Annotated in this window: 25 protein-coding genes, 1 other RNA gene and 2 pseudogenes; 14 read left to right on the forward strand and 14 right to left on the reverse strand. The window is 70.5% G+C overall.

The features are described 5' to 3' along the window. Window positions 1-25 precede the first annotated feature (25 nt). Both OH735_RS10290 and OH735_RS10295 read left to right on the forward strand, forming a co-directional pair. Window positions 26-688, forward strand: coding sequence for a ScbR family autoregulator-binding transcription factor (locus tag OH735_RS10290; protein ID WP_406381079.1), 663 nt, complete (start codon window positions 26-28; stop codon window positions 686-688). Window positions 689-911: 223 nt separating this feature from the next. Next, window positions 912-1,217, forward strand: a complete 306-nt coding sequence (locus tag OH735_RS10295; protein WP_406386500.1) for a VOC family protein — start codon at window positions 912-914, stop codon at window positions 1,215-1,217. On the opposite strand, the gene OH735_RS10300 is transcribed toward OH735_RS10295, so the two are convergent. Both OH735_RS10300 and OH735_RS10305 read right to left on the reverse strand, forming a co-directional pair. After that, window positions 1,195-2,091, reverse strand: a complete 897-nt coding sequence (locus OH735_RS10300; RefSeq protein WP_406381080.1) for a metallophosphoesterase family protein — start codon at window positions 2,089-2,091, stop codon at window positions 1,195-1,197. The genes OH735_RS10295 and OH735_RS10300 overlap by 23 nt on opposite strands. Before the next feature lie 166 nt (window positions 2,092-2,257). Further along, a complete protein-coding gene (locus OH735_RS10305; RefSeq protein ID WP_406381081.1) occupies window positions 2,258-2,821 on the reverse strand; it encodes a hemerythrin domain-containing protein in 564 nt (187 codons plus the stop codon). A gap of 236 nt (window positions 2,822-3,057) precedes the next feature. On the opposite strand from OH735_RS10305, the gene OH735_RS10310 reads away from it, so the two are divergent. Further along, window positions 3,058-3,294: a hypothetical protein gene (locus OH735_RS10310; protein WP_406381082.1), complete on the forward strand. Its 237-nt coding sequence runs from the start codon at window positions 3,058-3,060 to the stop codon at window positions 3,292-3,294. Window positions 3,295-3,330: 36 nt separating this feature from the next. On the opposite strand, the pseudogene OH735_RS10315 reads toward OH735_RS10310, so the two are convergent. After that, window positions 3,331-3,954: pseudogene (locus OH735_RS10315) on the reverse strand (LysR family transcriptional regulator). Window positions 3,955-4,001: 47 nt separating this feature from the next. Then, complete coding sequence (locus tag OH735_RS10320; RefSeq protein WP_406386501.1) at window positions 4,002-4,535, reverse strand: helix-turn-helix domain-containing protein; 534 nt, start codon at window positions 4,533-4,535, stop codon at window positions 4,002-4,004. A gap of 197 nt (window positions 4,536-4,732) precedes the next feature. On the opposite strand from OH735_RS10320, the pseudogene OH735_RS10325 reads away from it, so the two are divergent. The 6 genes and pseudogenes from OH735_RS10325 to OH735_RS10350 all read left to right on the forward strand — a co-directional run. Then, window positions 4,733-5,233, forward strand: a pseudogene (locus OH735_RS10325) (Na+/H+ antiporter NhaC family protein); the annotation flags it as partial. 238 nt (window positions 5,234-5,471) lie between these two features. After that, window positions 5,472-6,185 (forward strand): hypothetical protein, encoded by a 714-nt coding sequence (locus OH735_RS10330; RefSeq protein ID WP_406386950.1) that lies wholly within the window; start codon window positions 5,472-5,474, stop codon window positions 6,183-6,185. Window positions 6,186-6,236: 51 nt separating this feature from the next. After that, a complete protein-coding gene (locus OH735_RS10335) occupies window positions 6,237-7,175 on the forward strand; it encodes a dihydrodipicolinate synthase family protein (protein ID WP_406381083.1) in 939 nt (312 codons plus the stop codon). Further along, a complete protein-coding gene (locus OH735_RS10340) occupies window positions 7,168-8,370 on the forward strand; it encodes an NAD(P)/FAD-dependent oxidoreductase (RefSeq protein WP_406381084.1) in 1,203 nt (400 codons plus the stop codon). Before OH735_RS10335 ends, OH735_RS10340 begins: the two co-directional genes overlap by 8 nt. Further along, complete coding sequence (locus OH735_RS10345) at window positions 8,367-8,657, forward strand: 2Fe-2S iron-sulfur cluster-binding protein (RefSeq protein WP_406381085.1); 291 nt, start codon at window positions 8,367-8,369, stop codon at window positions 8,655-8,657. The genes OH735_RS10340 and OH735_RS10345 overlap by 4 nt, the downstream gene beginning before the upstream one ends. Continuing rightward, entirely contained in the window at window positions 8,657-10,126 is a 1,470-nt protein-coding gene (locus OH735_RS10350; protein ID WP_406381086.1) for an FAD-dependent oxidoreductase, read from the forward strand. Before OH735_RS10345 ends, OH735_RS10350 begins: the two co-directional genes overlap by 1 nt. Before the next feature lie 160 nt (window positions 10,127-10,286). Here the strand turns inward: OH735_RS10350 and rnpB are convergent. The 3 genes from rnpB to OH735_RS10365 all read right to left on the reverse strand — a co-directional run bounded on the left by rnpB (window position 10,287) and on the right by OH735_RS10365 (window position 12,973). Next, window positions 10,287-10,688, reverse strand: an RNA gene (gene rnpB, locus OH735_RS10355) — RNase P RNA component class A. A gap of 70 nt (window positions 10,689-10,758) precedes the next feature. Continuing rightward, on the reverse strand, window positions 10,759-11,328 hold the full coding sequence (locus OH735_RS10360) for a Uma2 family endonuclease (protein WP_406386503.1): 570 nt from the start codon (window positions 11,326-11,328) through the stop codon (window positions 10,759-10,761). A gap of 202 nt (window positions 11,329-11,530) precedes the next feature. After that, window positions 11,531-12,973, reverse strand: a complete 1,443-nt coding sequence (locus OH735_RS10365) for an RNB domain-containing ribonuclease (protein WP_406381087.1) — start codon at window positions 12,971-12,973, stop codon at window positions 11,531-11,533. Window positions 12,974-13,145: 172 nt separating this feature from the next. On the opposite strand from OH735_RS10365, the gene yaaA reads away from it, so the two are divergent. Continuing rightward, window positions 13,146-13,946 (forward strand): peroxide stress protein YaaA, encoded by an 801-nt coding sequence (yaaA, locus tag OH735_RS10370; RefSeq protein WP_406381088.1) that lies wholly within the window; start codon window positions 13,146-13,148, stop codon window positions 13,944-13,946. 107 nt (window positions 13,947-14,053) lie between these two features. Next, window positions 14,054-14,674 (forward strand): bifunctional 4-hydroxy-2-oxoglutarate aldolase/2-dehydro-3-deoxy-phosphogluconate aldolase, encoded by a 621-nt coding sequence (eda, locus tag OH735_RS10375; protein ID WP_406381089.1) that lies wholly within the window; start codon window positions 14,054-14,056, stop codon window positions 14,672-14,674. A 175-nt stretch (window positions 14,675-14,849) separates the two neighbouring features. Here the strand turns inward: eda and OH735_RS10380 are convergent, their stop codons facing one another. From OH735_RS10380 to OH735_RS10395, 4 genes are all read right to left on the reverse strand, one after another. Next, window positions 14,850-16,142, reverse strand: a complete 1,293-nt coding sequence (locus OH735_RS10380) for a bifunctional RNase H/acid phosphatase (RefSeq protein ID WP_406381090.1) — start codon at window positions 16,140-16,142, stop codon at window positions 14,850-14,852. Beyond that, on the reverse strand, window positions 16,142-16,885 hold the full coding sequence (locus OH735_RS10385; protein WP_406386505.1) for a zinc ribbon domain-containing protein: 744 nt from the start codon (window positions 16,883-16,885) through the stop codon (window positions 16,142-16,144). Before OH735_RS10385 ends, OH735_RS10380 begins: the two co-directional genes overlap by 1 nt. Continuing rightward, window positions 16,882-17,724 (reverse strand): Nif3-like dinuclear metal center hexameric protein, encoded by an 843-nt coding sequence (locus tag OH735_RS10390; RefSeq protein WP_406381091.1) that lies wholly within the window; start codon window positions 17,722-17,724, stop codon window positions 16,882-16,884. Before OH735_RS10390 ends, OH735_RS10385 begins: the two co-directional genes overlap by 4 nt. A 214-nt stretch (window positions 17,725-17,938) precedes the next feature. Continuing rightward, window positions 17,939-18,976: an ABC transporter substrate-binding protein gene (locus OH735_RS10395; RefSeq protein WP_406386506.1), complete on the reverse strand. Its 1,038-nt coding sequence runs from the start codon at window positions 18,974-18,976 to the stop codon at window positions 17,939-17,941. 198 nt (window positions 18,977-19,174) lie between these two features. Between OH735_RS10395 and OH735_RS10400 the strand changes: the two genes are divergently transcribed. Then, window positions 19,175-20,437, forward strand: coding sequence for a hypothetical protein (locus OH735_RS10400; RefSeq protein WP_406381092.1), 1,263 nt, complete (start codon window positions 19,175-19,177; stop codon window positions 20,435-20,437). Between the two features lie 382 nt (window positions 20,438-20,819). Here the strand turns inward: OH735_RS10400 and OH735_RS10405 are convergent, their stop codons facing one another. From OH735_RS10405 to OH735_RS10415, 3 genes are read right to left on the reverse strand one after another with little or no spacing between them, the layout of a single operon-like run. Beyond that, window positions 20,820-21,761 carry a 3-oxoacyl-ACP reductase gene (locus tag OH735_RS10405; RefSeq protein WP_406381093.1) on the reverse strand — a complete coding sequence of 314 codons (942 nt, stop codon included), beginning with the start codon at window positions 21,759-21,761 and terminating at the stop codon, window positions 20,820-20,822. Between the two features lie 49 nt (window positions 21,762-21,810). Next, window positions 21,811-22,887 (reverse strand): Zn-dependent alcohol dehydrogenase, encoded by a 1,077-nt coding sequence (locus tag OH735_RS10410; protein ID WP_406381094.1) that lies wholly within the window; start codon window positions 22,885-22,887, stop codon window positions 21,811-21,813. Between the two features lie 43 nt (window positions 22,888-22,930). Next, window positions 22,931-23,803 carry a MaoC/PaaZ C-terminal domain-containing protein gene (locus tag OH735_RS10415; protein ID WP_406381095.1) on the reverse strand — a complete coding sequence of 291 codons (873 nt, stop codon included), beginning with the start codon at window positions 23,801-23,803 and terminating at the stop codon, window positions 22,931-22,933. Window positions 23,804-24,079: 276 nt separating this feature from the next. Between OH735_RS10415 and OH735_RS10420 the strand changes: the two genes are divergently transcribed. Both OH735_RS10420 and OH735_RS10425 read left to right on the forward strand, forming a co-directional pair. Beyond that, the gene (locus OH735_RS10420) at window positions 24,080-25,030 is read left to right on the forward strand and encodes an ABC transporter ATP-binding protein (protein ID WP_406381096.1); all 951 of its coding nucleotides are present in this window, start codon (window positions 24,080-24,082) and stop codon (window positions 25,028-25,030) included. Then, window positions 25,030-25,749, forward strand: a complete 720-nt coding sequence (locus tag OH735_RS10425; RefSeq protein WP_406381097.1) for an ABC transporter permease — start codon at window positions 25,030-25,032, stop codon at window positions 25,747-25,749. The genes OH735_RS10420 and OH735_RS10425 overlap by 1 nt, the downstream gene beginning before the upstream one ends. The last annotated feature ends 38 nt before the right edge of the window (window positions 25,750-25,787 follow it).

Here is a 25,787-nt window from a genome sequence, read left to right on the forward strand (position 1 = left end):
CACGACCGAGAGAGACTCGTAGCTGATGGCACAGCAGGCGCGCGCGATCCAGACTCGACGGTCGATCCTGGTGGCGGCCGCCGCCGTTTTCGATGAACGTGGCTACAGCAGTGCCACCATCAGCGAAATCCTCGCGCGGGCCGGCGTGACAAAGGGTGCGCTCTACTTCCATTTCACCTCCAAGGAAGACCTGGCACTCGGGGTGATGGACGTACAGCTGGACAGCGATCCGCTCCCTCCTCAGCTGACGAAGCTTCAGGAGCTCGTCGATCAGGGCATGTTGCTCGCCCACCGGCTCCGCCATGAACCGCTGGTGCGCGCCAGCGTCGGGCTGGCCATGGACCAGGCCGTGGAGGGGCTCGACCGGGGCACCCCGTTCCGCGCCTGGATAGACCGGCTCGAACACCTGCTGGTCGCCGCGAAGAACCAGGGCGAACTGCTGCCGCACGTCGACCCCCGCGAGACGGCCGAAATGCTGGCAGGATCCTTCTCCGGTATTCAGGTGATGTCCCAAGCCCTGTGCAAGCGGGAGGACTTGGGCCGACGGATCTCGGTGCTTCTGCACTACGTACTGCCGAGCATCTCGACCCCGTCCGTGCTGGCCACTCTCGACATGGCCGAGGACCGCGGCCAGCGCCTGTTCGGCACGCTCGAATCGGTCCCCAGCCAGGCCGGCGCACCCGGCTGACGGGTGGGGCCTCCCCCGACGAAGAGTCACGAGGCATGACACGGCAGCGACGATCGGCTGAACATCGGGTGACGAAGAGTTGCGGCTACGATCGCGGACACCCAGCCCGAGACAGGAGTTGCCGATGTCCGTCCGCAGGATCGTCCCCAACATCCGGACCAACACCGGCCCCGGTGTCGAATCGGACGCCAACGCCAACGCCAACGCCGCCGTTGCCGCCGCGATGAAGCGGAACGCGGAGTTCTATGGCTTGCTGGGCCTCCAGGAGGTCATGAACCACGGCTGGATCATGACGCTCGCCTCTCCCTCCCATCCCTCGGCCCAGATCAGCATCATGGAGGCCGACGCAACCGCCCCGGTCACACCGGACATGAGCATGGAGGTGGAGGACGTGGACGCGGCCTACATCGCCATGCAGGAGGGCGGCGCGGAGATCGTGTACCCGTTGCACAACGAGGAATGGGGCGTACGCCGCTTCTTCGTCCGCGACCCCAACGGCCGGGTGATCAACGTGCTGGGCCATCGCTGACCGGCCCCGGCCCGGTGACGCCGTCGTCGTACGGCAGGATCCGCCGCAGCAGCCCCTTGGGGTGGCCCCGCTTGCGCCATTCCCTGGGGTAGCCGATGGAGACCTCCTCGAAGCGCACCTCGTCGTACCAGGTCGTACGGGGAATGTGCAGATGGCCGTAGACCACGGCCGCCACATTGAAGCGCCGGTGCCAGTCGGCGGTGAGCTCCGTGCCGCACCACTGGGCGAACTCGGGATACGTCAGGACGGCCATCGGTTCCCGGACCAGGGGCCAGTGACTGGCGATGACCAGCGGAATCTGCGGATCGTGTGCGGCGAGGCGTCGTTCCGTCTCCGCCACCCGTGCCCGGCACCAGGCGTCACGGCTCGGGTACGGGTCGGGGTGCAGCAGGAACTCGTCGGTGCACACCACCCCCGTCGTGTGCGCGTACGCCAGGGACTCCTCCTTGGTCGTCGTGCCCGGGGCCCGGAAGCTGTAGTCGTACAGCAGGAACACGGGCGCGACGGCCACCGGCCCTTCGGGGCCGGGCCACAGCGGGTACGGGTCCTCCGGGGTGGACACCCCGAGCCCCCGGCACAGCTCGACCAGACGGTCGTACCGTTCCCGGCCCCGCAGTTGGACCGGGTCGTGCTTGGTGGTCCACAGCTCGTGGTTCCCCGGGGTCCAGACGACCCGGGAGAAACGGCCCGCGAGCAGGCGCAGCGCCCACTCCACGTCCTCGATCCGCTCCGCGACATCACCGGCGACGACGAGCCAGTCCTCCTCCGAATCGGGCCGCAGCGACTCGATGATGCGGCGGTTGTCCGCCATCCCGACGTGAAGGTCGCTCACCGCGAGCAGGGACCCACGGATTCCATCGGCGCGATCGGACATGGAGAACCCTTCCCGAGGAGTGACAGGACAAGATCCTGCCCCATGACCGGGCCCGGCACATCGGACTCCGCTCGGAACGGCCGCCCGCCGTGCACGCTCTCCGGGATCCACTCGGGGAGAGCCGCACGCCGGTCGACCAGCACTCGATGCTCCTTCGGCCCGTCGGTCAGCCGCTGGTTCTTCGGCCGTGCACCAGGTCACGTACCCGGTCCACCAGTCCTGCGCCGGGCACGAGCAGCTCATGGGCGGGCGGGATGTCCGGAGCGGTGGGGCGCGGACGGGTGGGGGCCGTCTGCTTGGCGTGGCGGGCCAGCCGGCCCAGCTCGTCCAGCTTGCCGGGGGAACAGGACGCCGCGAGCTTCGGGAACAACTCCTGTTCCTCCTCGCGTACGTGCGAGGCGACCTCCAGTCTCAGCTTCGCGACGATGTCGTTGAACTGCGGATCATCGACCTGCAGCTCTTCGAGGTCCCTGAGCAGCCGCTCGATCTTGACGTGTTCGGCGAGTTCCCTGTCGGCCAGCCCGTCCCCGTCGTGGACGTGTTTGCGAACCGTCGGATAGAGGTGCGTCTCCTCGGCCACCGAGTGCCGCACCAGCTCCGCCGTCAGCCGGTTCGCCAGCACGCGCCGCTGCGGGTGATCGATCGGCTGCTCCTCGATCCGGGCGAAGAGCTCCTCCAGCTCACGATGATCGGCCGTGAACTCAGCGATCACGTTGCCGCCGTGTGCCATGACAGTCCCTTTCTCGGGTCGGGTTGGTCGTCCCGCGGCGCGGGGTGCGGGCACCACCCAACAGGCCGGGGCCGGACATCCCGCGCTGAGCGCGCGACGACAGACCCCGCACTCACCTCTCCGGCCCAGCCACGTCCCGGGCACGCGGGGGCTCCGTCTTCGCTCACCCGAGTGATCTAGGACCGTGCGGCCCTGCCGCCGGGCATACTGCCGACGTCGGCGTGGAACATCCAGGCATGACCGAAAGTGCGAGCCCCCGTGTCTCAACGCCTCGGATCACTGTGCTGAGAGTGCAGCCCGGTGATCCGCCCTTCCGTCTTGTGGAGATCGACGGGGAGGTCGTCGCCGAGGCGACATCGATGACGGACGTGCTCATCGTCGCCGCGGTCCTGGGCATCAGGGTCCATGATCTCGACGACCCGGAAGTGATCCGGTGGGTGGGCGGCGGAAAATTTCACTGGAGGCTGCGCTGAGAGCCGTCCCGTTACCCGCGACCCGCCACCCGCGGCTCACGTGTCTTCTCGGTAGAGGTCGGCGAGCAGCGCGGTGTGCGCGGCGGGGTGCGGGTCGTGGTGGCGCCAGATGAGGTGGACGGGTACGGGGTCGGCGTCGCGCAGGGGGCGGTAGGTGATGCCGTCGCGGCGGTACTGGGTGGCGGTGGCCCGGGGCGTGATACCGATGCAGCGGCCGGTTGCGATGGCGGCGAGCCAGTCGTCGATGTCGTGGGTGTATTAGACGGCCGGACGGGCGTCTTCGGGCCACAGGTCCAGGGTGGTGGTGCCGGTGCGGCGGTCCACCACCAGGGTGCGCCCCCGGGTCTCCTCCAGGCGGACGCTGCGGCGCTCGGCCCACGGGTCGTCGGAGGCGAGGGCGAGGTAGCGGCGTTCGTGGCCGACGAGGGCGTGGGCGAAGCGGCGGGTGTTGATGGGGGTGCGGACTACGGCGAGGTCGCAGAGGCCCTCGGCGAGGCCACCGGTGGGGGTGACGGTGCGGCTGGTGCGATGCAGCAGCCGCACGCCGAGGATCCGCTCCAGCGCGAGCAGGGTGCGGGATACGGCTGCTTGGGAGATGCCCAGCTCGATCGCGGCGTCGGTGAAGCTGCCCGCGTCGACGATCGCGACCAGACAACGCAGGTGCCTTCCGGCGGGCGTCGTGGCCCCGGGGTCTTCGCGGTGTTTCGCTATGGCGTGGGTGGTGTCACCGACGCCAGGTAGGTCGCCGCCTCTCTTCCGTTGTTTGTGTAGCGGTGAGGCCGTGTGGCGTCGAAGGTCAGTGCCTCCCCCGCCTGCACTTCGAAACGCTGGTCGGCAACGTGCACCGTGACGGTGCCGGTGATGACGTAGGCGCACTCGACCGCGACATGGCTCCACTGCTCGTCGCTGGATGCCTGGCCCGGTTCGAGCGTGCCGAGTAGAACTTCGAGCTGGCCGTTGCTCGGGGTCAGGCGTTCGTACTGCACGAGGCCTTTCGGCATGAGCAGGCGGGATCGCTCGTCGGGGCGGCTGTGGTGAGCTGTGAGCGGGGCTTGCTCATGGAACAGCGAGGCGGTCGATGGGCCGAAGACCGTACTCAAGGCGCGGAGGGTCTTGAGGCTCGGCTCGCGGATGCCTCGCTCCACCTGGCTGAGCAGGGTCGCCGACAGGCCGGTCTGCGCTGCGAGGTCGCGCAGGCTGAGCCCTGCCTCCGTCCGTAGCGTGCGTAGCTGATCTCCCATCACGACGTTCAGCCTAGCCCGAGCCGTGCGCACTATTGTGCACGCTCGCGTACGCGAGCCACGTGACCCCTGCGGGCGTCAGCACATTATTGCTGAAGAGTCAATGGTTGACAGTCGAAGCTTCGTGTACTTTTGTGTACACACGTAAATAAGTGCACACCTGCGCTGCCCCCAACGTTGTGGAGAGGTTCACCACCATGAGCGCCGACAAGCATCTGGCCTTCCGCGGAGGAAGGGCACTGGCGTTCTTGCCGGTCGTCGTGTTCCTCGCGTTCTGCGTCGTCTTCTTCGTCGTGTTCAAGACGTTCGACATGACCGCGCTCGCCGCCGGAGGTGTCCTTGCGCTGCTCGTCGGCGCGCTGTTCGCCAAGCCGTATTCGGCGTACTGGTCCGCCGTGACGAGGGGGATCGGATCGTCCACCGCAGTCACGATCGTGATGATCCTGTTCTGCGTGGGGCTGATGTCCGCCCTGATCAAGGAGACCAACGTCTCGGGCGGGTTCGTGTGGCTCACCGAGCTGCTCGGTGTCGATGGCGGCACCTTCACACTGTTCACGTTCGTCGCGGTGTGCATTATCTCGATGGCGACGGCGTCGTCCATCGGGACGATGTTCACGGCGTTTCCGATCTTCTACCCGGCCGGCGTGCTCCTCGGCGCCGAGCCGGCGTTCCTCGCCGCCGCGATCATCTCCGGCGCGATCTTCGGAGACAACGTCGCCCCGATCTCCGACACGACCGTCATCTCGTCGTCAACGCAGAGGTTCCGCAAGAAGACCGGCACCGCCGATATCGCCGGAGTCGTGCGGAACCGCGCTCGCTTCGCCTTCACCGCGGCAGGCCTCGCGGCCGTCGGGTTCTTCGTGCTGGGGTCGTCGGGCCGCTCGGGCGACTCTGCGCACTCGCAGGAGCTGCTGGAGCAGGCCGCCGCTCGCCCTCGTGATGCTCATACCCGTCGCACTTATGCTCACCGTGGCGCTGCTCACCCGCGACATCTTCAAGGCGGTCACAGTCGGGCTCGCGGCCGGGATCGTCACCGGCCTCGCCTCGGGTCTGCTGACCCCTGGGGGCATCGTCGGCGTCACCGACGGGGCGCCGACCGGATTCCTGATCGCCGGCATCGGCGACATGCTCGGCGTGATCGCTCTGGTGGTGACCGTGTTCGGCATTATGGGCGTACTCACCGACGCGGGCATCCTCGACTGGCTCGTGACCGCCCTTACCAGCAGCCGCCTGTCCCGCACCCCGCGCGGCGCGGAGTTCGCGATCGGCATCGGCATCTCGTTCACCACGCTGCTGTTCGGCGGCGTGAACTCGGCCGCGATGCTCACGTTCGGCCCGGTCGCCGATGAGATCGGCGACCGCGTCGGCCTGCACCCGTACCGCCGAGCGGTCGTCATGGACTGCTTCGCGATGGGGCTCGCTGCCATCGTCCCCGTTCTCAGCGCCTATCTGTTCATCGGCGCGCAGCTCACGACCGGGATCAAGGGCGTTCCTGCCTTGGCCACGACGGAGATCTTCGTCGCGATGCTCTACCCGCTCGTCCTCACCGTCGTCATGGTCGTGGCGGCCGCGACCGGTTGGGGCCGCCGTTTCGAGGGCCCGGACGGCGTCGAACTGAAGCGACCCGAGCCTGTGCCGGCCGCGGTCTGAGAAGCACACCCCAGAAGAGCACCGCCGGACAACCGGCGATTTGGAGCAAACATGGATCGCAACACCGTCAGCTGGCGCGGCTACATCCCCGCCATCACCACACCGTTCACCCGCGAGGGCGCGCTCGACATCGACGCGTTGCACCGGCAGATGGCTTGGCTCGTCAACGAGGGTATCCAGGGCGCGATCCTGGCCGGCACGAGCGGCGAGTGGTTCTCCCTGTCCGCAAAGGAGCGCGCGGAGCTGTTCGCGGCGGGCGCCGAACACCGGAGCGGTGCCTTCCCCGTCCTCGGCGCCTGCAACGCTTTCACCCCGCAAGAGGCGATCACCCATGCCCGCGCGGCAGAGGCGGCGGGCCTCGACGGCATCCTCCTTACCCCGCCCCCCTACATCGTGCCCAACGGGAAGGAGATCGTTGCGTTCTACCAGGCGGTGAGCGATGCCACCGACATCCCGATGACCGTGTACAACTGGCCGCGCGGCTGCGTCGTGGACATGGGCGTGGAACTGCTGGCCGAACTCGCGCAGATCGAGAATGTCGTCGCTGTCAAGAACTCGACGGGAGACTTCGCGAGCTTCCTCGCCGGGATGTACGCGCTGGAGGGCGAGGTGCGGTACTTCGGTCTGCCCACCAACGCGCTCGGCGCCGACCTTGCGATGCTCGGCCACGGCGACGGCCTGATGGGAACGGGCGGCATCCTCGGCCGCGACCAGGCCGACTTCTGGAACGCCGTCGACGCCGGGGACCGAGAGCGCGCGGTCCAACTGGGCAAGAGGGACCGCGTGTACATGGACGCGTGGTTCCGTCCCGACTACGGCGTGCAGTTCGGTAACCAGCAGGCGATCATCAAGACCGCACTGCGGCTGCGCGGCATCCCCGCGGGATTCGTGCGGGCGCCGCTCCTTGAGCTCACGCCGGACGAGGTCGCCCGCGTCGAGGCGACCCTGCACGAGCTCGGCATCGAGACGGTCCCCCTCGCCGATGACTGAGCGGTACGACGTCGTTGTCGTCGGCGGCGGCCTGCTCGGCTGCCTCACGGCGTGGATGGCCGCCCGCGACGGGGCGCACGTGCTCCTGGTCGACAAGGACCAGGTGAACCAGCACGCCTCGGGCCAGAACGCGGGGAGCCTGCACTTCCAGCTCGAATACCGGATGGTCGAGGCCGGCGAGGAGGCCGCGCGCGTCGCGGCGGAGGCGATGCCGCTGCACCTCGACGCTGCCGCGATGTGGGCGCGCATGGAGGATGAGATCGGAGAGCCACTCGGCGTGCGCCAGACGGGCGGACTCATGGTCGCCGAGAACTCCGACCAGGTCGGGATGCTCGAGTTCAAGGCGGAGCTGGAACGCTCCTGGGGCCTCGATGTGCGCACGCTCGATCGCACCGAGCTCGACGACGTCGCACCGTACCTTTCACGGGACATCGTCGCAGCCAACCTCAGCGCACTGGAAGGAAAGGCGGACGCCCGCATCGCCGCTCCCGCGGTCGGACGCGCGGCCATCACGGCCGGCGCGACCGTGCGCGCACGTTCCCGCCTGGTCGGCGCCCGTCGCGCGGCGACCGGATGGGAAGTCACCCTCCGGGAGACGGACCGCGCGGGAGACGAACGGGTCCGCACCGTCCAGACCGCAGCAGTCGTGCTCGCCGCCGGCGTATGGACGACCGAGCTCGGCCGGGTTTTCGACGCCGAGCTCCCCACCGTCCCCCTCGCCCTCACGATGACCGTCACCTCGAAGATTCCCAAGTTCATCCCCCACCTCGTCCAGCACGCCGGTGCGCGCCTGTCGCTCAAGCAGTCGCTCGACAACACCGTCCTCATCGGCGGCGGGTGGCCGGCGCGACTGATGAGGGACGCGCACGGCGCCCCGGCATTCGACCGCAAGCACCAGTTGATCCCGCAGTCGATCGCCGGCAACGCGCGCGCAGCCGTGAACACCGTTCCCGCGCTGGAGCGGGTCCCCGCCGTGCGCAGCTGGGTCGGCGCGACCACGGTGGCACCCGACCAGCTGCCGCTCGTCGGCGCGGTCAAGGGCGCGCCGGGGGTATTCGTCGCCACCGGCGGATCGGCGTTCACCCTCGGGCCGAGCTTCGCGCGGGTGCTGACCGGCCTCATCGCCGGGCGCTCGCCCGATATCGACCTCGCACCCTACGACCCGGCCCGCTTCGCGGAAAGGAGCGCCCCATGACCGCAGACGGATCCTGGCGTCGCACCGCGCAAGAACGCGGCGACGCCGTGACAATCGCCGTGGACGGCGAGCCGGTTCGCGCCTGTAGGGGCGAGACGGTGGCCGCGGCAATGCTCGCCGAAGGGGCCGCGTTCGAACGAGACCGCATCGGAGCTCCGCGGGCGCCGCTGTGCAACATGGGGACGTGCTTCGAGTGCGCCGCCACCGTCGACGGTCGGCCGCTGACCCGCACCTGCCTCGTACCGGCGCGCGAGGGCCTGATCATCGAGACGCCAGGGAGGCTGTGATGTTTGATCTCGCGATCATAGGCGCGGGCCCGGCGGGCATGTCGGCGGCTCTCACCGCAGCCGATCACGGCCTGACGGTCGTCGTCATCGACGAGCAGCAACGAGCGGGCGGGCAGATCTTCCGTCAGCCACCCGAGACCTTCACCGGAAGCGTCCTGCACCCCACCGCGGGCTACGGCTGGGCCACCGAGCTCATCCGGCGCTTCGAGGCGGACCCGCGACTGACGACGGAGTTCGGCTGGTCGGCGATCGGTGTCCTGCACGACGACGCAGAGCCGGATGGTCTGTGCGTGGCGATCAATCACCCGGAACACGGCACTCGCGTGATCGGCGCGCGTAGGCTGCTGATCGCCACGGGCGCCTACGACCTTCCCGTCGCCTTCCCCGGCTGGACGCTGCCCGGCGTCATGACCGCCGGCGGTGTCCAGACCCTCGTCAAGGCGCAGAAGATCGCACCCGTCGGCGACGTTGTGCTGGCCGGGGCGCATCCGCTGCTGCTGCTCGTGGCCGACCTGCTCGTCCGCGACGGCGTCCCGGTGCGCGAGATCGCGTTCGCGCAGAGCATCCCGACGCCGATGGACATGCTCCGCGCCCTCGGCGCCGTGCCCGGTCATCTGCGGATGCTCGCAGAGACGGGCGCGATCCTGACGCGGCTGGTGCGCAAGGGCATCCGAGTCTCGCCCCGGACCATCGTGACGGCCGCCCACGGCACGGAACACCTCTCCCGGATCGAGCTCACCAGGGTCGACCGGCGGTGGAAGGTGACAGGCGCACCCCGCGAGGTCGCTGCATCGCATCTCGTGCTCGGGTACGGCTTCTCCGCGTCGACGGAGCTCGCCCGTCAGATCGGATGCGAACTCGCATTTGATTCGCCGCGGGGTGGCTGGGTGGTCACACACGACGAACGACTGCAGACATCCGTCCCCGGAGTGTTCGTCGCCGGCGAGCCCACGGGAGTCGCCGGCGCCGACCAATCCCGCGCCGAGGGTACGCTCGCGGGTCTCGGGATCGCCGCGAGCCTCGGACGCGCCGTGTCAGCCGCGGCCTTCGCCGAAGCGGAACGTGGCATCCACACATCGACACGGTTCTCCGCTGTTGTGCAAAACATGTTCGAACCGGTCCGTGGCGCGCTCGGAGACCTGGCGACGCGAGAAACCACCGTCTGTCGATGCGAACTGGTCACACGCGGCGAACTCGACGACTTCCTCGAATCGTCACCGTTCGTCAGCAACGTCAACGCCGTCAAGCTCTCCTGCCGGACGGGCATGGGCCCCTGCCAGGGACGCTACTGCGAGAGCAGCGTCGGCACGATCCTCGCATCGGCACGCGAGCAGCCGATCGGGCTCGGCGGACGCTTCTCCGCCCACCTGCCGATCAAACCTGTGCCCGTCGGAGACCTACGAGACCTCGACGCGGTTACCGAGCAGCCCGCATCGGACGACTCGGACACATGTCGCTCGGCGTCGTGATGGCCGGTGGACGCGAGACTCTCAGAGAGCGGCTCCCACTCGTGCCGGCGGCGCCATCATCCAGGTCGTTCGCCGCCCGAAGCGGCAAGCTACTGAAAGTCTGGAAAGGGCCTCCGACGCAGGTCAGAGGCCCTTCTCAAGGTAAAGCCACAGGTATCGGCAGACGAGTCGGGCTGTACGCCGGGTTCTGTCGCCCGGTCGCCTCGCGGCTGCCGGGGAGACGGCCATCCATCTAGGACCGGCATTGCTGCCGGTCTCGTGCGGTCTACCCGCGAACTCGGGCGGGCCGCCCTCGAACATTCGCGCAGGGCCGTCTCGCGACGGCCCCTCTTGACCTTGCTCCGGGTGGGGTTTACCTAGCCGCCTGAGTCACCTCAGGCGCTGGTGGTCTCTTACACCACCGTTTCACCCTTACCGAGGACCGAAGTCCCCGGCGGTCTGTTTTCTGTGGCACTGTCCCGCGGGTCACCCCGGGTGGCCGTTAGCCATCACCCTGCCCTGTGGAGCCCGGACGTTCCTCGGGGAGATCCGAAGATCCCCACGCGGCCGTCCGCCCGGCTCGTCTGCCGTGCCGACCATGCTACCCGCCTGGCCGTGGCCACCGGACGGGGCCGCCGGACCGGGCGGAGTCCTCACATGAATTCCTCGGTCTCCAGATCGAAGACGAATGGTGTCGGGAGCGCGAGCCGCTTACCGAACGGGATCGTGCAGTGCTGACGGTAGTCGTCGCCCTCCGGCTCGCTGAACAGCGTCACCGAGGACTGCTCGCGGTCGACCAGGAGGTAGAGCGGGATGGGTCCGCGGGCGTAGCAGTGACGCTTGTCCGTGCGGTCGGCCTGGGGCTTGGTCGAGGTGACCTCGACGACGAGGGCCACCCCCTCACACGGCATCCAGGGGTCCGCTCCCCGGTACAGACGCAGTTCGGTGGGGGCGAAGGTGCCGTCGGGAATGACGTGGTTCTTGGGGCAGCGTCCGCCGCTCGTCAGCTTCAGTCCCTTGTTCCCTGAAAATCGCATCTTGGTGCGAGAGCGGGTGATCACTTGCTCAAGGATCACGGCGATGTAGTCCTCGTGGTCCCCGTCCGGCGGCGGCGTCACGACAATCTCCCCCTCGATCAGCTCCGCCCGGAAGCCCTCCGGCGTGTCCAGCGCCAGGAAGCCCTCCAGCAGGACGTCCGCCTGCGTGAGCAGTTCGTGCGGCATGGCAGTCATGTCACGCCCCTTCCTCGGTCGCTCGCCAGATTGGGACATCGATGGACCCGCCGTCCGTGAGATGGGAGTTCTTCATTCGATCGTGGCACAGGAGGGCGCGGAGTTGTCCGATGCGGGCGGTTCGGCACCACCGCATCGGTCTGCTGCCCGGGCCCGGCAGGAGGCCGGGATCAGGGTGCCGTCGTGGCCGGGCTCACGCGGGGGCGAAGAGGACCTTCGCCGAGCCAGGGTCCGCCCGGGCGAGCCTGACCGGCAGCCGTTGCCCGAGGAGGAGCTTCGCCGTGCCGCCCTCGACGCGGGCGACGACGGCCGGGTCGTCGATGTGGATGGTGCCCGTGGTCGGCTCCTGCTCCGACACATCGATCACGTACGCGTCGAAGACCTCACCGATCCGGTCCTTGAGGAGCGCGGCCTCGACCACGTCGACGCATTCGCGCTCCACCGTGTCGGCGCGCCTCGTTCCGTCCGCCATCTCCTTCGGCAGGCCGGGCAGCGCGGCGAGGACCCACTCGGGAGGGTCCTGTTCCGCGACGGCGGCGACGCACAGCTCGGCCGCGTACCGGTCGACGAGGCGGCGCAGCGGGGCGGTGCAGTGCGTGTAGAGGTCGGCGACGGCGGCGTGGACGGCGGGGGTGGGGAGTTCGCCGTGTGCGAAGACGGTGTAGCCGGCGCCGCGCAGGAGAGTGGTGCACTCCTGGAGGAACGCGGCGTGGGTGGTCCTCCTCGGGTCGAGGGAACGGACGACCTCGGCGTACGGGACGTGGTGCGGCCAGTCGACGTGCAGCGCCTCGGCCGAGCGCCGGAGCCGGGCCACGGCGCCGTCCGGGGCGACCGGAAGGGTCCGCAGGATGCCGGTGCCGGTCTCCGTCATGAGGTGGGCGGCGGCCATGCCGGTCAGCAGGGAGATCTGGGCGTTCCAGCCGTCGGCGGGCAGCGGGGCGCGGTAGTCCAGGCCGTACGTGCCGTCGCGCGCGACGATCTCCTGCTCGGGCACGTTGAGGGAGATTCCGCCGCGGGCGACCTCCTGTTCCTCGCGGAGCCGTCCGATGTCCCGGAGCAGGGCCAGGGGCTCTTCGGCGGTGCCCGTTTCGATCTGCCGCTGGACGCCCGCGTAGTCGAGTTCGGCGCGGCTGCGGACGAGGGCCCGGCGTACCGAGGTGGCGACGATGCCGCCCTCGGCGTCGAGGTCGATCTGCCAGAGCAGGGCCGGGCGCGTCTGCCCGGGAAGGAGGCTGGCCGCGCCCTCGCAGAGCGAGGTGGGGTGGAGGGGCACCTGCCCGTCGGGGAAGTAGAGGGTCGTCACCCGGCGGTGGGCCTCGGTGTCGAGTGCGCCGCCGGGGCGTACGAAGGCGGCGACGTCGGCGATGGCGTAGTGCACGCGGAAGCCGTGGCGGCGGCGTTCGAGGTGCATGGCCTGGTCGAGGTCGGTCGATGCGGGCGGGTCGATGGTGAAGAACGGCAGGTCCGTCGCGTCCCGGTGGGCCGACACCGCCGGGGCGCCCGCCGCCTGTGCCGCCTCGGCGAGGACGTCGGGCGGGAAGCCGTCGGGCACGCCGAGTTCGGTACGCAGTTTGCGCAGGGCCGCCCTCAGCGGGGTATCGGCCGGCCCGGTCATGTGGAGATGGCGGCGGGGCATGCACCGAGCGTATGGCGGGGCGGGGCGGGCGGCATCCCGGGTGGTGGCCGGGCGTGGGGCTGCTGTCCGGCCTGGTCCGCCGGGACCGGTGGCGGTGCCGGTGGCCCCCGTACGCTGGTGCGCGGGCCCTCTCGGCCCGTCCGCCTGTGCGTACGTACGAAGGAGAACCGCCGTGCTCGTGCTGTTGCCGCCCTCCGAAGGAAAGGCCGCGTCGGGGCGCGGAGCACCCCTGAAGCCGGAGTCGCTGTCGCTGCCGGGGCTGGCCGCGGCGCGGGCCGCGGTCCTCGACGAGCTGGTCGAGCTGTGCACGGCGGACGAGGAGAAGGCCCGTGAGGTGCTCGGGCTGAGCGAGGGGCTGCGCGGCGAGATCGCGAAGAACGTCGAGCTGCGGACGGCGGGGACGCGTCCGGCCGGGGAGATCTACACGGGGGTGCTGTACGACGCCCTCGATCTGGCTTCGCTGGACGCGGCGGCCACGCGGCGGGCCGGAAAGTCGTTGCTGGTCTTCTCCGGGCTGTGGGGCGCTGTGCGGGTGGGCGACCGGATTCCTTCGTACCGCTGCTCGATGGGAGTGAAGCTGCCGGGGCTCGGCGCGCTCGGGGCGTACTGGCGCGGCCCGATGGCGGCGGTCCTGCCGGAGGCGGCCGGGGACGGGCTGGTCCTGGACCTGCGGTCGTCCGCGTACACCGCGGCCTGGAAGCCGAAGGGCGAGGTGGCGGAGCGCACGGCGAGCGTGCGGGTCCTGCATGCCCAGATGGTGGACGGGGTCGAGAAACGGTCCGTGGTCAGCCACTTCAACAAGGCGACGAAGGGGCGGATGGTCCGCGATCTGCTGCTGGCGGGCGCCCGGCCGAAGGGGCCCGCGGAGCTGGTGGAGACCTTGCGGGAGCTCGGGTACGTGGTGGAGGCCGAGGCCCCCGCGCGGGCCGGGAGGGCGTGGTCGCTCGATGTCGTGGTGACCGAGATCCACTGAGCCGTAGGGCCCGATCGTGTCGCAGCACGCCCCAGCACGCCGCACGTTCGTTGCATCATGTGCAACGGTCGTTGCGTAGCGTGCTGTTCGCGCGGCAAGATGAGCGCATGCCCCCCTCTGTGCTGGACCTTGCCCCCGTCGTGCCCGTTGTCGTTCTGGAGGATGCCGCCGACGCGGTGCCGCTCGCCCGGGCCCTGGTCGCGGGCGGGCTCCCGGCCATCGAGGTGACGCTGCGCACCGCCGCGGCCCTGGACGCGATCAGGGCGATCGCGGCCGAGGTTCCGGACGCGGTGGTCGGCGCGGGCACGGTGATCTCGGTACGGAACGTCTCCGACACCCTCGCCGCGGGTGCCCGGTTCCTGGTGAGTCCCGGCTGGACGGAGACACTGCTGGACGCGATGAAGGCATCGGGGGTGCCCTTCCTGCCGGGCGTCTCGACGACGTCCGAGGTGGTGGCGCTGCTGGAGCGCGGGGTCACCGAGATGAAATTCTTCCCGGCCGAGGCGGCGGGCGGCACGGCGTATCTGAAGGCGCTCTCCTCGCCGCTGCCGCAGGCCCGGTTCTGCCCGACGGGCGGCATCTCCCTGGCGTCCGCGCCGTCCTATCTGGCTCTGCCCAACGTCGGCTGCGTGGGCGGTAGTTGGATGGTCCCGGCGGACGCGGTGGCGGCGAAGGACTGGGCACGGGTGGAGCGGCTGGCACGCGAGGCCGCGGCGCTGCGCGGCTGACGGAGGCAGGTGGCAGGTGGCGGAGGCAGTGGGCAAGGCATGACGAGCCGTGCGTCAGGTGCCGGACAGGACACTTCCGGGCCCCGGTGCCAGCCGTGCGTCAGGCGCCGGGCACGGCGGTTGCGAGCCGTGCGTCAGGTGCCGGACGCGGCAGTTCCGGGCCCCCGCCGCCCCCCTACCTCAGATGCGACGTGTCATTCAGCAGCCTGAGTGACACGTTCCCGTCCGAGTAGTACGCGACCGCGGACACCGACGCCGCCGAGAGTTCCATCCGGAACATGGCTTCCGGCGGGGCGCCGAGCGCCAGCCGGACCAGGGTCTTGATCGGCGTCACGTGGGTGACCAGGAGAACCGTGCGGCCCGCGTAGCGGGTGGTGAGGCGGTCGCGGGTGGCCGCGACGCGGCGGGTGACCTCGGCGAAGCTCTCGCCGCCGCCGGTGGGGGCCGCCTTCGCGGAGGAGAGCCAGGCGTCCAGGTCGGGGCCGTAACGCTCGCGTACCTCGGCGAACGTCAGCCCCTCCCAGGCGCCGAAGTCCGTCTCGCGCAGGCCGTCCTCGATCCGGACCTCCAGGCCCAGCCGGGCCGCCACCGCCGCCGCCGTTTCGCGGCAGCGGCGCAGCGGGGAGCTGACGATCTCCTCGATCGTGCCGCGGGCGGCCAGCGACCGGGCGATGCGTTCGGCCTGGTCACGGCCGGTCGCCGAGAGTTCGGGGTCGCTGCCGCCACTGCCCGAGAAACGCTTCTCAGGGGTGAGGGCCGTCTCGCCGTGCCGGAGCAGTACGAAGGTGGCGGGTGCGCCGAGGTCGGGCGCCGCGGCCCAGCCCACCTGGGGCGCGGCCGTAACCGCGGCCGTAACCGCCGCCGGTGCCGTGCCCGTACCGGCTCCCGGGCGGGCGGACATCGCCGCGCGGGCCTTCGCCGCGCCCGCCGCCGCATCACCGGGCGGCCCGGAGACCGGCGGCAGGACGGCGGTCGTCGAGGGACGGGGGGTGTCCAGGGCGGCCGTCGACGACGACGGCTCCCACTGCCTGCCGCGCTTGCCCGCGTCCATCGCCTCGTTGGCGAGCCGGTCCGCGTGCTTGTTCTGCTCGCGCGGGATCCACTCGTACGTGACGACGGAGGCCGGCAGGATCCTGGCGGCCTCCGCCGCGAGCGGCTTCATGTCGGGGTGCTTGATCTTCCAGCGGCCCGACATCTGTTCCACGACCAGCTTGGAGTCCATCCGGACCCGCACCCGGAGCGTGCCGTCCGCCGAGGCGTCCGGCAGCAGCGCCTTCGCCGCCTTCAAGCCGGCGATGAGGCCCTTGTACTCGGCGACGTTGTTCGTCGCGACGCCGATGTACTCGGCGGCCTCGGCAAGGGTCTCCCCCGTCACCGGGTCGATGACGACCGCACCGTAACCGGCGGGCCCGGGATTGCCCCGGGAACCGCCGTCGGCCTCGATGACGAGCTGGCGCGGCTGGGTCATTACAGGCCCGACTCCGCCGTACGGACCAGGATGCGGCGGCAGTTCTCGCAGCGCAGGACGGTGTCCGGGGAGGCCGCCTTCACATCGTTTACCTCGGTGATGTTCAGTTCGAGACGGCAGCCCTCGCAGCGGCGCTGGTAGAGGCGGGCCGCGCCGACTCCGCCCTGCTGGACGCGGAGCTTGTCGTACAGCTTCAGCAGGTCCGCGGGGACGGACCCGGCGACGAGCTCGCGCTCCCTGGTGACGGTCGCGGCCTCCTCGTCGAGCTCCTTGGTCGCGGCGTCGCGACGGGCGATCGCGTCGTCGGCCTTGGCCTGGACCGCCGAGACCCGGTCGGACAGCTCGGTGACGCGTTCCTGTGCGGACTCGCGGCGCTCCATCACTTCGAGGACGATGTCCTCCAGGTCGCCCTGGCGCTTGGCCAGCGAGGCGATCTCGCGCTGGAGGCTCTCCAGGTCCTTCGGCGAGGTGACCGCACCGGAGTCGAGGCGCTGCTGGTCACGGGCGGCGCGCTGGCGCACCTGGTCGACGTCCTGCTCCGCCTTGGTCTGCTCGCGGGCGGTGTCGCTCTCCTCGGTCTGCGAGGCGACCAGCAGGTCGCGCAGCTGCGCGAGGTCGCTGGTGAGCGACTCGATCTCGGCGTGCTCGGGGAGCGACTTGCGGCGGTGCGCAAGCTGCGACAGACGTACGTCGAGGGCCTGGACGTCGAGGAGTCGGATCTGGTCGGCGGGCGCGGCGTTCAGTTGGGGGCTCCAGAAGAGTGGTGGGTGGTGGTGGTCCAGGGGTCGGTGACCTGCTTCGAGACATGGACCCGCAGGCCCCATCCGTGGCGGTCGGAAATCGCGTCGAGCTGCGCGGCGGCCTGTTCGCACCAGGGCCACTCGGTGGCCCAGTGCGCGGCGTCGATCAGGCCGAGCGGGGAGTGCTGGATGGCTTCGGAGGCCGGGTGGTGGCGCAGGTCGGCGGTGAGGAAGGCGTCGACGCCCGCGGCGCGCACCGCGTCGAAGAGGCTGTCGCCGGAGCCGCCGCTGACCGCGACGGTGCGCACCGTCGCCGCGGGGTCGCCCGCGAGCCGGATGCCCTGCGCGGTGGCGGGCAGCCGAGCGGCGGCGCGGGCGGCGAAGTCGGCCAGGCTCTCGGGATGGTCGAGCGCACAGATCCGGCCGAGGCCGCGACGGCCCTTGGGGTCGGTGGGGTCCGGTACGAGGGGCCCCTCGACGCGCAGGTCGAGCGCACCGGCGAGGGCGTCGGAGACGCCCGGGTCGGCGGTGTCGGCGTTGGTGTGGGCGACGTGCAGCGCGACGTCGTGCCTGATGAGGGTGTGCACGACCCGGCCCTTGAAGGTGTCGGCCGCGACCGTCGTCGTACCCCGCAGATAGAGCGGGTGGTGGGTGACGATCAGCTGGGCTCCGAGCCTGAGCGCCTCGTCGACGATCTCGTGGACGGGGTCGACGGCGAAGAGCACCCGGTCGACGTGCGAGGCGGGGTCGCCGCAGACGGTACCGACCGCGTCCCAGCCCTCGGCCCGCTCGGGTGGCCAGAGAGCGTCGAGCTCGGCGAGGACTTCGGACAGACGGGGCACAAGGAAAAGGCTACCTGCCCTTCGTGCCCCGTCGCCCATGGCTTCCGCGACCCGTACGGACGGGCCACGGTGTGCGAAGAATCGTTACGACCTGATCCGCTCGCCGTCGTGCACCAGGTCGTCACTTCACGAGGCCGGCGCGGACCGGATCGTTACTTCACGAGGCCGGCGCGGACCGGATCGTTACTTCACGAGGCCGGCGCGGACCGGATCGTTACTTCACGAGGTCGGCGCGGAGGTCGTCGAGGACCAGGTTCGCGGCCGTGACACCGAGGCCGAGGTACCAGGTCTCGTCGGGGACGTCCTTGGCCCGGCCGTCCTTGACCGCCTTGAGGTTCTTCCACAGCGGGTTGGACTGGGTGGTGTCGCGCTTGGTGGCCTTCACGTCGCCGTAGACGCCGGTGAAGATCCAGTCGGCGTCGGCCTCGTCGATCTTCTCCGGGCTGATCTCCGCGGCGAGGTCGTCGATCTGCTGGTTCTTGGGCCGCGGCAGGCCGACGTCCTCGAGGATGGTGCCGATGAAGGACGCCTTGGCGTAGAGGCGGATGCGGTCCGGGAGGTAACGGACCATGGAGATGGTCGGCTTGTCCGGGCCGATGTCCTCGCCGAGCTTCTTCGCCTTCGCCTCGTAGGCGTCGAGCTCGCTCTTCGCCTTGGCGGTCTTGTCCAGCGCCGCCGCGTTGAGGAGGTAGTTCTCCTTCCAGGTGAAGCCCGGGCGGATGGAGAACACGGTCGGCGCGATCTTGGAGAGGGCGTCGTACTTGTCGGCGGCGCGGAGCTGGCTGCCGAGGATCAGGTCGGGCTTCAGGCCGGCGATGGCTTCGAGGTTGAGGTTGTTGATCGTGCCGACGTTCTTGGGGTTGCCCGCGTCCTTCTTCAGGTACGAGGGGATGGCGGCGTCGCCCTCGGAGGGGGCGTAGCCGACCGGCTTCACCCCCAGCGAGACGACGTTGTCGAACTCGCCGACGTCCAGCACGACGACGCGTTTGGGAGCGGACTTGATCTCCGTCTTGCCCATGGCGTGGGTGAGGGTACGGGGGAACTGGCCGGCCTTGGCGTCCGTCCCGTACGCCGCCGTCTTCTTCGCGGCGTCGCCGAAGTCCTTGCCGCCCGTCGCGACGGCCGCCTTCTTGTCGCCGCCGGACTTGGCCGAGTCGCCCGAGCCTGCGGCATCGCTCCCGCAGGCCGAGAGGGAAAGGGCGGCGGCCGCTGCCAGGCCGACTGCGGCGGTACCGCGGCGACGAAGGGACATCATTTCTCCAGATCGAAGGTCACACCAGGACTGCTTAGGGATGCCTAACCTTACCCATTCGGTTTCACCTCCAGCACAGGCACCCCCTCACCCACAGGCGAATCCCGGCATCACCACCCTTATGTGTGAAGCGACCGGTCTCGTGTTGTTCGGCAGGAAGTGCGAAAACTAGCTTCGATTGCCGGAGGTGATCAGTCCATGACTGCCTGTGCTATCGAGAACGGGACCGTGGGGGCGGCCGGGGATGCCGCGGACGCCGCGGACGCGGTCCTGGGGGACGACGAGCCGGCTGCGCCGGGTGAGCCCGACCGGGCGGCCCTCGCGCCGCCCGCCTTCACGATCGCGGCGGACGGTTCGTACGCGGCCCGGCTCGCCCGGCGCGACATCGGCGGGGCGGGCGAGCCGTCGGACGGGGCCGGACAGGCGTGGTTCGTGGAGCGCTGGACGCTCGACGGGCACGAGCCGTACGCCGTGCCGCTGCCCCTCGACCAGCCGGAGGAGCCGGACTCGGACGTGCTGCCGCTGGCCGACGGGCGCGTACTGATCCGGCGCCGGGTCGCGGACCGGCATGCGTTCTCGTTGCTGTATCCGACCGGCCCCGGCACCGGTGAACTGCCGCTCGGCGCCGTCGGATGCGTGGATCTGACCCTGCTGCCGCCGTCGCCGGACGGCCGATGCGCGTATGCCCTGTCGGTCGGTGCGCGCTCCACCACCGTCTGGCTGGTGGCGGGCGGCGCCTTCGGCCCCGAGCGGGTCGTCGAGGTGCCGGGGCGCTGTTCCGGCGGGGTCTGGCTGAACCGGGCGGGGCGGCTGCTGGCCCTGGACCGGGAGCTGCCGGGCGGCGGGCCGGTCAAGGCGGTCGCCGTGGACCTGGAGCGGGGCGGCGAGGTGACGCCGCTGCTGCAGATCGCGCCGGGGAGCAACGACCGGCTGCTGCTCGCCGACGTGGACAGCGGTCTGCTGCTGATCCGCTCGGACGCGCCGGGGCACGACCGGCTCGGGTGGGGGGTGCTGGGCAGCTGTCTGCCGGTGCGTTTCCCCGAGTGTCTGCGCCCGGCGGATGTCGCGGTGACACCGTTCGCCGTACAGCCGGGACAGATGCTGATGCCGGAGAGCTGCGCGGTGGCCCTGCGGATCGACGGGGCGGCGGGCAGCTGGCTCGGGGTGTGGCGGCCGGCGGGGCGCCGGCTGCATCAACTCGCCGCCCCCGAGGGGTGGCAGGCCGGTCGCGGGGTGTGGACCCGGGACGGCGTACTCAGACTCCCGTACGCCAACGAGAACGTGGCGTGCGGGGTGGCACTGCTGGAGGCACCGGTGGACGGGGAACACGGTGATCGGCCGTCGGCGGATCCGGCCGCGGAAAGCGGTATGCAACCGTCCGCTGCCGCTGCGCCTCTTCCAGTGTGCAAGCCGATTCCACTGGGGCAGGCGCCTCTCATGGGGCGGCCGGTGCCTGGCTAGAATCCTGGGCCTGGGCTACGCAACCGTACCTCTCGGTCGCCGTTGGTGACCGTGCCGTGTTGCGGTGGCGTGATCGGCCCTGGTGACATACACGTAAGCGATCACAACGGGGTGACTTCCCACATGTCTGAAGCCCGAACCGACACGCCCCAGACGCGTCCGCCGGGGGCGGACGCGGAACGGGCCGAAGCCGGCGGCTCCGGAAAGCACCGAGGGGGCGTCGCGACGGACGACACGGCAGCACAGCCGCACGGCCGTCACCGCCGCCCCCACGAAGGGGACAGCCGGGCGGCCTGACCGCGCGGAACATCGACGAGGGACGGGTGGGCCCCGGCAGCCGGTCGGCTGCCGGGGCCCACCCGTGTCCCGTTGTCCCTTGCGGTCAGCCCCGTTTCAGGCCGAGTACCTCCGCCGCGGCGAACGTCTCGTTCGGCGGGCGGCCCTCGTAGTACGGGGAGATCAGCTCGTCCAGTTCGTCGAAGGAGAACGTCTCCTTCGACGAGTCGAACTTCGCGGCCACCCTGGGGCGTTCGACGATCGCGACCATCCCGCCGTGCACGACGAGCAGTTGCCCGTTGACCTTGGCGGCCGCCGGGGACGCCAGGTAGCCGACCAGCGGCGAGACGTGCTCGGGGGCGAGCGCGTCGAGCCGGCCGTCCGCCGGTTCCTGGAAGCCGGCGAAGACGTCCTGGGTCATCCGGGTGCGGGCGCGCGGGCAGATGGCGTTGGCGGTCACGCCGTACTTGGCCAGGGCCAGGGCCGTGGAGGTGGTCAGGCCGACGATGCCGCCCTTGGCCGCCGCGTAGTTCGGCTGGCCCGCCGAACCGGCCAGGAACGCCTCCGAGGAGGTGTTGACGATCCGGCCGTAGACCGGGCCGCCGGACTCCTTGGAGCGGGCCCGCCAGTGGGACGCGGCAAAGTGGGTGGTGTTGAAGTGGCCCTTGAGGTGGACCCTGATGACGGAGTCCCATTCGTCCTCGGTCATCGAGAACACCATCCGGTCGCGCAGGATGCCCGCGTTGTTGACCAGGATGTCGAGCTTTCCGTACGTGTCGACGGCCAGCTCCACCAGTTCGCGGGCCTGCGCGTGGTCGGAGACGTCGCCGAGGTGCGCGACCGCCCGGCCGCCCGCCTCCCGGATCTCCGCGGCGACCTCCTCGGCGGGGGTCGCGGACGCCTCGCCGGAACCGTCGCGGCCCGGCTGCCCGTAGTCGTTGACGACGACGGACGCGCCGAGCCCCGCCAGTTCCAGCGCTTCGGCGCGTCCGAGGCCGCGGCCCGCGCCCGTGACGATCGCGGACATGCCGTCCAGGGGAAGTGACATCGGAATCTCGGAGCCTCTCAGGAGGGATCGGGGGGCACGGGTGAGGCCGTCAGAGTTCGACGCAGGTGCGCAGCGACTCGCCGGTCCTCATCTGGTCGAGGGCGTCGTTGATGCCGTCGAGCCGCACCCGGTGGGTGATCATCGATTCGAGGTCGATGCGGCCGGCCCGCCAGAGCGCGATGGCCCGTTCGTACGAGCGGAGCACGTCCCCTCCCCCGTACATGGAGGGCAGGATCCGCTTCTCGTCGAAGAACAGCTCGAACATGTTGACCTGGAAGTTGTCGTCCATGGCGCCCGCGCCGACGATGCAGAGGGTGCCGCCGCGCCGGGTGTTCTCGTACGCCGTGCGGGCGGTGGCCGACTTGCCGACGACCTCGAAGACGTAGTCGAAGCCCTCGCCCGCGGTGATCCGCTGCTTGGCGTCGGTGAGTTCGTCCGGGGAAACCGCCTCCGTCGCGCCGAACCGCAGGGCCGCCTCGCGCCGGGACGCGACGGGATCCACGGCCACGATCTGCGCGGCGCCCTGCACCCTGGCGCCCTGGATGGTGGAGATGCCGACTCCGCCGCAGCCGATCACGGCGACCGACGAACCGGCCTCCACCTGTGCGGTGTTGATGGCGGCGCCGAGCCCGGTGGTCACCCCGCAGCCGATCAGCGCAGCGATCTCGAACGGCACGTCGTCGGGGATCGGCACGGCGCAGCCCGCGCCGACGACGACCTCCTCGGTGAAGGTGCCGGTGCCCGCGAAGCCGAACACATCGCCGCCGGGGCGCTTGAAGTTGGGCGTGCCCGCGTTCATGAAGCCGGCCAGGCAGAGCTGGGTCTGGCCGCGCTTGCAGGACGGGCACGCCCCGCACGCGGGCAGCCAGCAGACAAGCACCCGGTCCCCCGCGCTCAGCCCGGTGACGCCGTCGCCGACGTCCAGGACCTCGCCCGCGCCCTCGTGCCCCGGGATGAACGGGGCGGGCTGCGGCAGCACGCCACTCATCGCGGAGACGTCGGAGTGACACAGTCCGGTGGCCCGGATACGGAGCTTGACCTTGCCGGGGCCGAAGCCCACCGCCTCGACGTCGTCGAGGACTTCCAGCTTGTCCTGGCCTATCTCGTGCAGTACGGCTGCGCGCATGGTGCGGCTCCCCTCATGGGCCTGTGGACCTCTTGGAGTTGGTTCAGGAGTGTTCGACGAAGGTGTCACCGAGGACCATGGCGTTGTCCCGCTCCACGGCTCTCACCTCGACCCGTACCTCGTCCCCGCCGGTCCACATCTCGATGCGGAGGGTCTCGCCGGGGAAGACGACCCCGACGAACCGGGCGCGGTAGGAGCGGATACGGGTCACGTCACCGCCGAGCACCGTGTCGGTGACGGCCTTCAGTGTCATTCCGTAGGTGCACAGCCCGTGCAGGATCGGCCGGTCGAAGCCGGCCAGCCTGGCGAACTCGGGATCGGCGTGCAGCGGATTCCAGTCCCCGGAGAGGCGGTACAGCAGCGCCTGGTCCGGGCGGATCGGACGCTCCACGATGCGGTTGGGGGCGATGGCGGGATGGACCATCCGCTCGGACGGGCCGCGCTCACCGCCGAAACCCCCCTCGCCCCGCACGAAGATCTGGGCGTCGTTGGTCCACAACGGGCCCTCGTCGTCGGCGGCTTCGGTACGCAGCACCAGTACGGCTGCCTTGCCCTTGTCGTACACCGCGGCGACCTTGGAGGTCTGTACGGCGCTGCCCTTCACGGGGATCGGCCGGTGCACCCGTACGCTCTGCGCGCCGTGCAGGACGTTGGCGAGGTCGACGTCGATGCCCGGCGAGAAGAGCCCGCCGACGACGCCCGCGCCCGCCCCCGCGACGGTGGCGAAGGAGGGCAGCACCTGGAGCCGGGACTCCAGGGTGTAGCGCAGCTCTCCGGGGTCGGTGGCCGGGTCGGCCCGGTCCGGATCGGCACCCGCGCCGATCCCCAGGTGGTAGAGCTGGACGTCCTTGTGGTCCCAGCTGATCCGGGTGGACCGTGGTTCGGCGGCGACAGCCTTTTCGGCATCAATGGGCATGGGGAAGCTGCTCCTTGATGGTGGGAAGACCTCGGCGCGGCCGTCCGCACCGTCGGCCGCACCGAGGTCGTGCGGGACCGGCCGCCACGCCCGTTCTAGAACGCGTTCTAGCCGATGACCCCATGTATAACGCAGCGCCCAGCAGTTGTGAAGACCGCTGCTGACGTGGCGTCAGATCTGTTGCCGGACCCGTCGCTCACCCATGACAAATGTCATCGCGAAGTCCGTACGCACACCCCTGCCGCGCCTCGGGCCCCTTTCCGTAGCGTCGTGGCCATGAAGCAGACAACGGGGAATCCGGCCGCGGTGGACCTCACCGGGGCGGTCAGGACATTCGGCCGGGCGGGCCGGACCGTACGGGCCGTGGACGGGATCGACCTGTCCATCGGTCGCGGCGAGACCGTCGCCCTGCTCGGCCGCAACGGCGCGGGCAAGTCCACCACCATCGCCCTCCTGCTGGGGCTGGACGAGCCGGAGTCCGGCAGTGTGCGGGTGCTGGGCCGGACCGCCGAGCAGGCAGTCCGGGCCGGTCTGGTCGGCGCCATGCTCCAGGACGGGCGGCCCATCCAGCGGGTCACCGTCCGCGAGCTGATCACCTTCGTCGCCTCGACCTACCCGCGGCCGATGCCGGTGGCCGAGGCGCTCTCCCTGGCGGGCGTCACCGGGTACGCGGACCGGCGCGTCGACAAGCTCTCCGGTGGCCAGACCCAGCGCGTCCGTTTCGCCGTCGCGCTGGCCGGCAACCCGGAGCTGATCGTCCTGGACGAGCCGACCGCCGCCCTGGACGTGGAGGCGCGCCGGACGTTCTGGGAGTCGATGCGGGCCTACGCCCGGCGCGGCAACACCGTCCTGTTCTCCACCCACTATCTGGAGGAGGCCGACGAGAACGCCGACCGGATCGTCGTCATCGACCGGGGCCGGATCGTCGCGGACGGGAGCGGCGACACGATCAGGGGCTCGGCCGGCAACAGCCTCGTCTCATTCGACCTGGCGGGCGGGCCGGCCGAGGGCCTGGAACTACTGCCCGGCGTCGTCACCGTCGAGGTGACCGGGGGCCGGGCGCTGCTGCACACGGACGACTCGGACGCCACCGTCGTGGAGCTGGCCCGTCTCGGCCTGATCCGTGGCCTCCAGGTCTCTCGGGCCACGCTGGAGGACGCCTTCCTCGCCCTCACCGCACCGGCCGCCGGGGCAGCCTCGACCAATACCGAGAAGGAGATCGCGTGATGTTCCGCTACATCGTGCTGGAGGTCCGCCGGACCCTGCGTGACGGCTTCTTCCTGATCTTCGGGACCGGGATGCCGGTGATGATGTACCTGCTCTTCACCAACATCGGCGGTAGCGCTGCCGACGACTGGAAGACGGCCTCGATGGTCGGCATGGCCGCATACGGAGCGCTGGGTTCCGCCATGTCGATCGGTACGGGGGTCGCCTCCGACAGGACCCTCGGCTGGCTGCAGCAGCTGCGGGTCACTCCGCTCGCCCCTTCGCACGCGGTCGTGGGGCGGGCCATCAGCGGTTCGGTGACCGTACTGCCGACGATCCTGACGGTGCTGCTGGCCGGCGGACTGGTCAACGGGGTACGGCTGGCCGCCTGGCAGTGGGCCGCCCTGACGCTGCTGTTGTGGATCGGGGCGCTCCCGTTCACCCTGCTCGGCCTCGGCAACGGCTACCGGCTCACTCCGCAGGGCACCGGGGTCGTCAACATGGCCTGCCTGATGGGCTTCGCGATCGTCGGCGGGCTGTGGTTCCCGCTGGATCTGCTTCCCGGATGGCTGCGTTCGATCGGCCGGTTCACCCCCGCCAACCGGTTCGCCGACCTGGGCTGGGCGACCACCGACGGGCACGCGCCCGGCAGCGGCACGATCGCCGTGCTCTGCGCGTGGCTCCTGCTGTTCGGTACGTACGCCGTGATCTCGTACCGTCGGTCCGCGAGGACCGTGTGACAGGAGAAGACCGTGTGCCAGGAGTGGGCTGTGTGCCG

This window comes from Streptomyces sp. NBC_01618 (assembly GCF_045209435.1).
Lineage (GTDB): Bacteria > Actinomycetota > Actinomycetes > Streptomycetales > Streptomycetaceae > Streptomyces.

Excerpts from the sequence above, each read along its gene's own strand:
- OH735_RS10290 (WP_406381079.1), top strand. The coding sequence starts at position 26 with ATGGCACAGCAGGCGCGCGCGATCCAGACTCGACGGTCGATCCTGGTG.
- OH735_RS10400 (WP_406381092.1), top strand. The coding sequence starts at position 19,175 with ATGACTGCCTGTGCTATCGAGAACGGGACCGTGGGGGCGGCCGGGGAT.
- OH735_RS10415 (WP_406381095.1), bottom strand. The coding sequence starts at position 23,803 with ATGCCCATTGATGCCGAAAAGGCTGTCGCCGCCGAACCACGGTCCACC.
- OH735_RS10305 (WP_406381081.1), bottom strand. The coding sequence starts at position 2,821 with ATGGCACACGGCGGCAACGTGATCGCTGAGTTCACGGCCGATCATCGT.
- OH735_RS10380 (WP_406381090.1), bottom strand. The coding sequence starts at position 16,142 with ATGACCCAGCCGCGCCAGCTCGTCATCGAGGCCGACGGCGGTTCCCGG.
- OH735_RS10310 (WP_406381082.1), top strand. The coding sequence starts at position 3,058 with ATGACCGAAAGTGCGAGCCCCCGTGTCTCAACGCCTCGGATCACTGTG.
- OH735_RS10425 (WP_406381097.1), top strand. The coding sequence starts at position 25,030 with ATGTTCCGCTACATCGTGCTGGAGGTCCGCCGGACCCTGCGTGACGGC.
- OH735_RS10345 (WP_406381085.1), top strand. The coding sequence starts at position 8,367 with ATGACCGCAGACGGATCCTGGCGTCGCACCGCGCAAGAACGCGGCGAC.
- OH735_RS10365 (WP_406381087.1), bottom strand. The coding sequence starts at position 12,973 with ATGCCCCGCCGCCATCTCCACATGACCGGGCCGGCCGATACCCCGCTG.
- OH735_RS10350 (WP_406381086.1), top strand. The coding sequence starts at position 8,657 with ATGTTTGATCTCGCGATCATAGGCGCGGGCCCGGCGGGCATGTCGGCG.
- eda (WP_406381089.1), top strand. The coding sequence starts at position 14,054 with ATGCCCCCCTCTGTGCTGGACCTTGCCCCCGTCGTGCCCGTTGTCGTT.
- OH735_RS10395 (WP_406386506.1), bottom strand. The coding sequence starts at position 18,976 with ATGTCCCTTCGTCGCCGCGGTACCGCCGCAGTCGGCCTGGCAGCGGCC.
- OH735_RS10335 (WP_406381083.1), top strand. The coding sequence starts at position 6,237 with ATGGATCGCAACACCGTCAGCTGGCGCGGCTACATCCCCGCCATCACC.
- OH735_RS10420 (WP_406381096.1), top strand. The coding sequence starts at position 24,080 with ATGAAGCAGACAACGGGGAATCCGGCCGCGGTGGACCTCACCGGGGCG.
- OH735_RS10320 (WP_406386501.1), bottom strand. The coding sequence starts at position 4,535 with ATGGGAGATCAGCTACGCACGCTACGGACGGAGGCAGGGCTCAGCCTG.
- OH735_RS10340 (WP_406381084.1), top strand. The coding sequence starts at position 7,168 with ATGACTGAGCGGTACGACGTCGTTGTCGTCGGCGGCGGCCTGCTCGGC.
- OH735_RS10300 (WP_406381080.1), bottom strand. The coding sequence starts at position 2,091 with ATGTCCGATCGCGCCGATGGAATCCGTGGGTCCCTGCTCGCGGTGAGC.
- OH735_RS10410 (WP_406381094.1), bottom strand. The coding sequence starts at position 22,887 with ATGCGCGCAGCCGTACTGCACGAGATAGGCCAGGACAAGCTGGAAGTC.
- OH735_RS10405 (WP_406381093.1), bottom strand. The coding sequence starts at position 21,761 with ATGTCACTTCCCCTGGACGGCATGTCCGCGATCGTCACGGGCGCGGGC.
- OH735_RS10295 (WP_406386500.1), top strand. The coding sequence starts at position 912 with ATGAAGCGGAACGCGGAGTTCTATGGCTTGCTGGGCCTCCAGGAGGTC.
- OH735_RS10360 (WP_406386503.1), bottom strand. The coding sequence starts at position 11,328 with ATGCCGCACGAACTGCTCACGCAGGCGGACGTCCTGCTGGAGGGCTTC.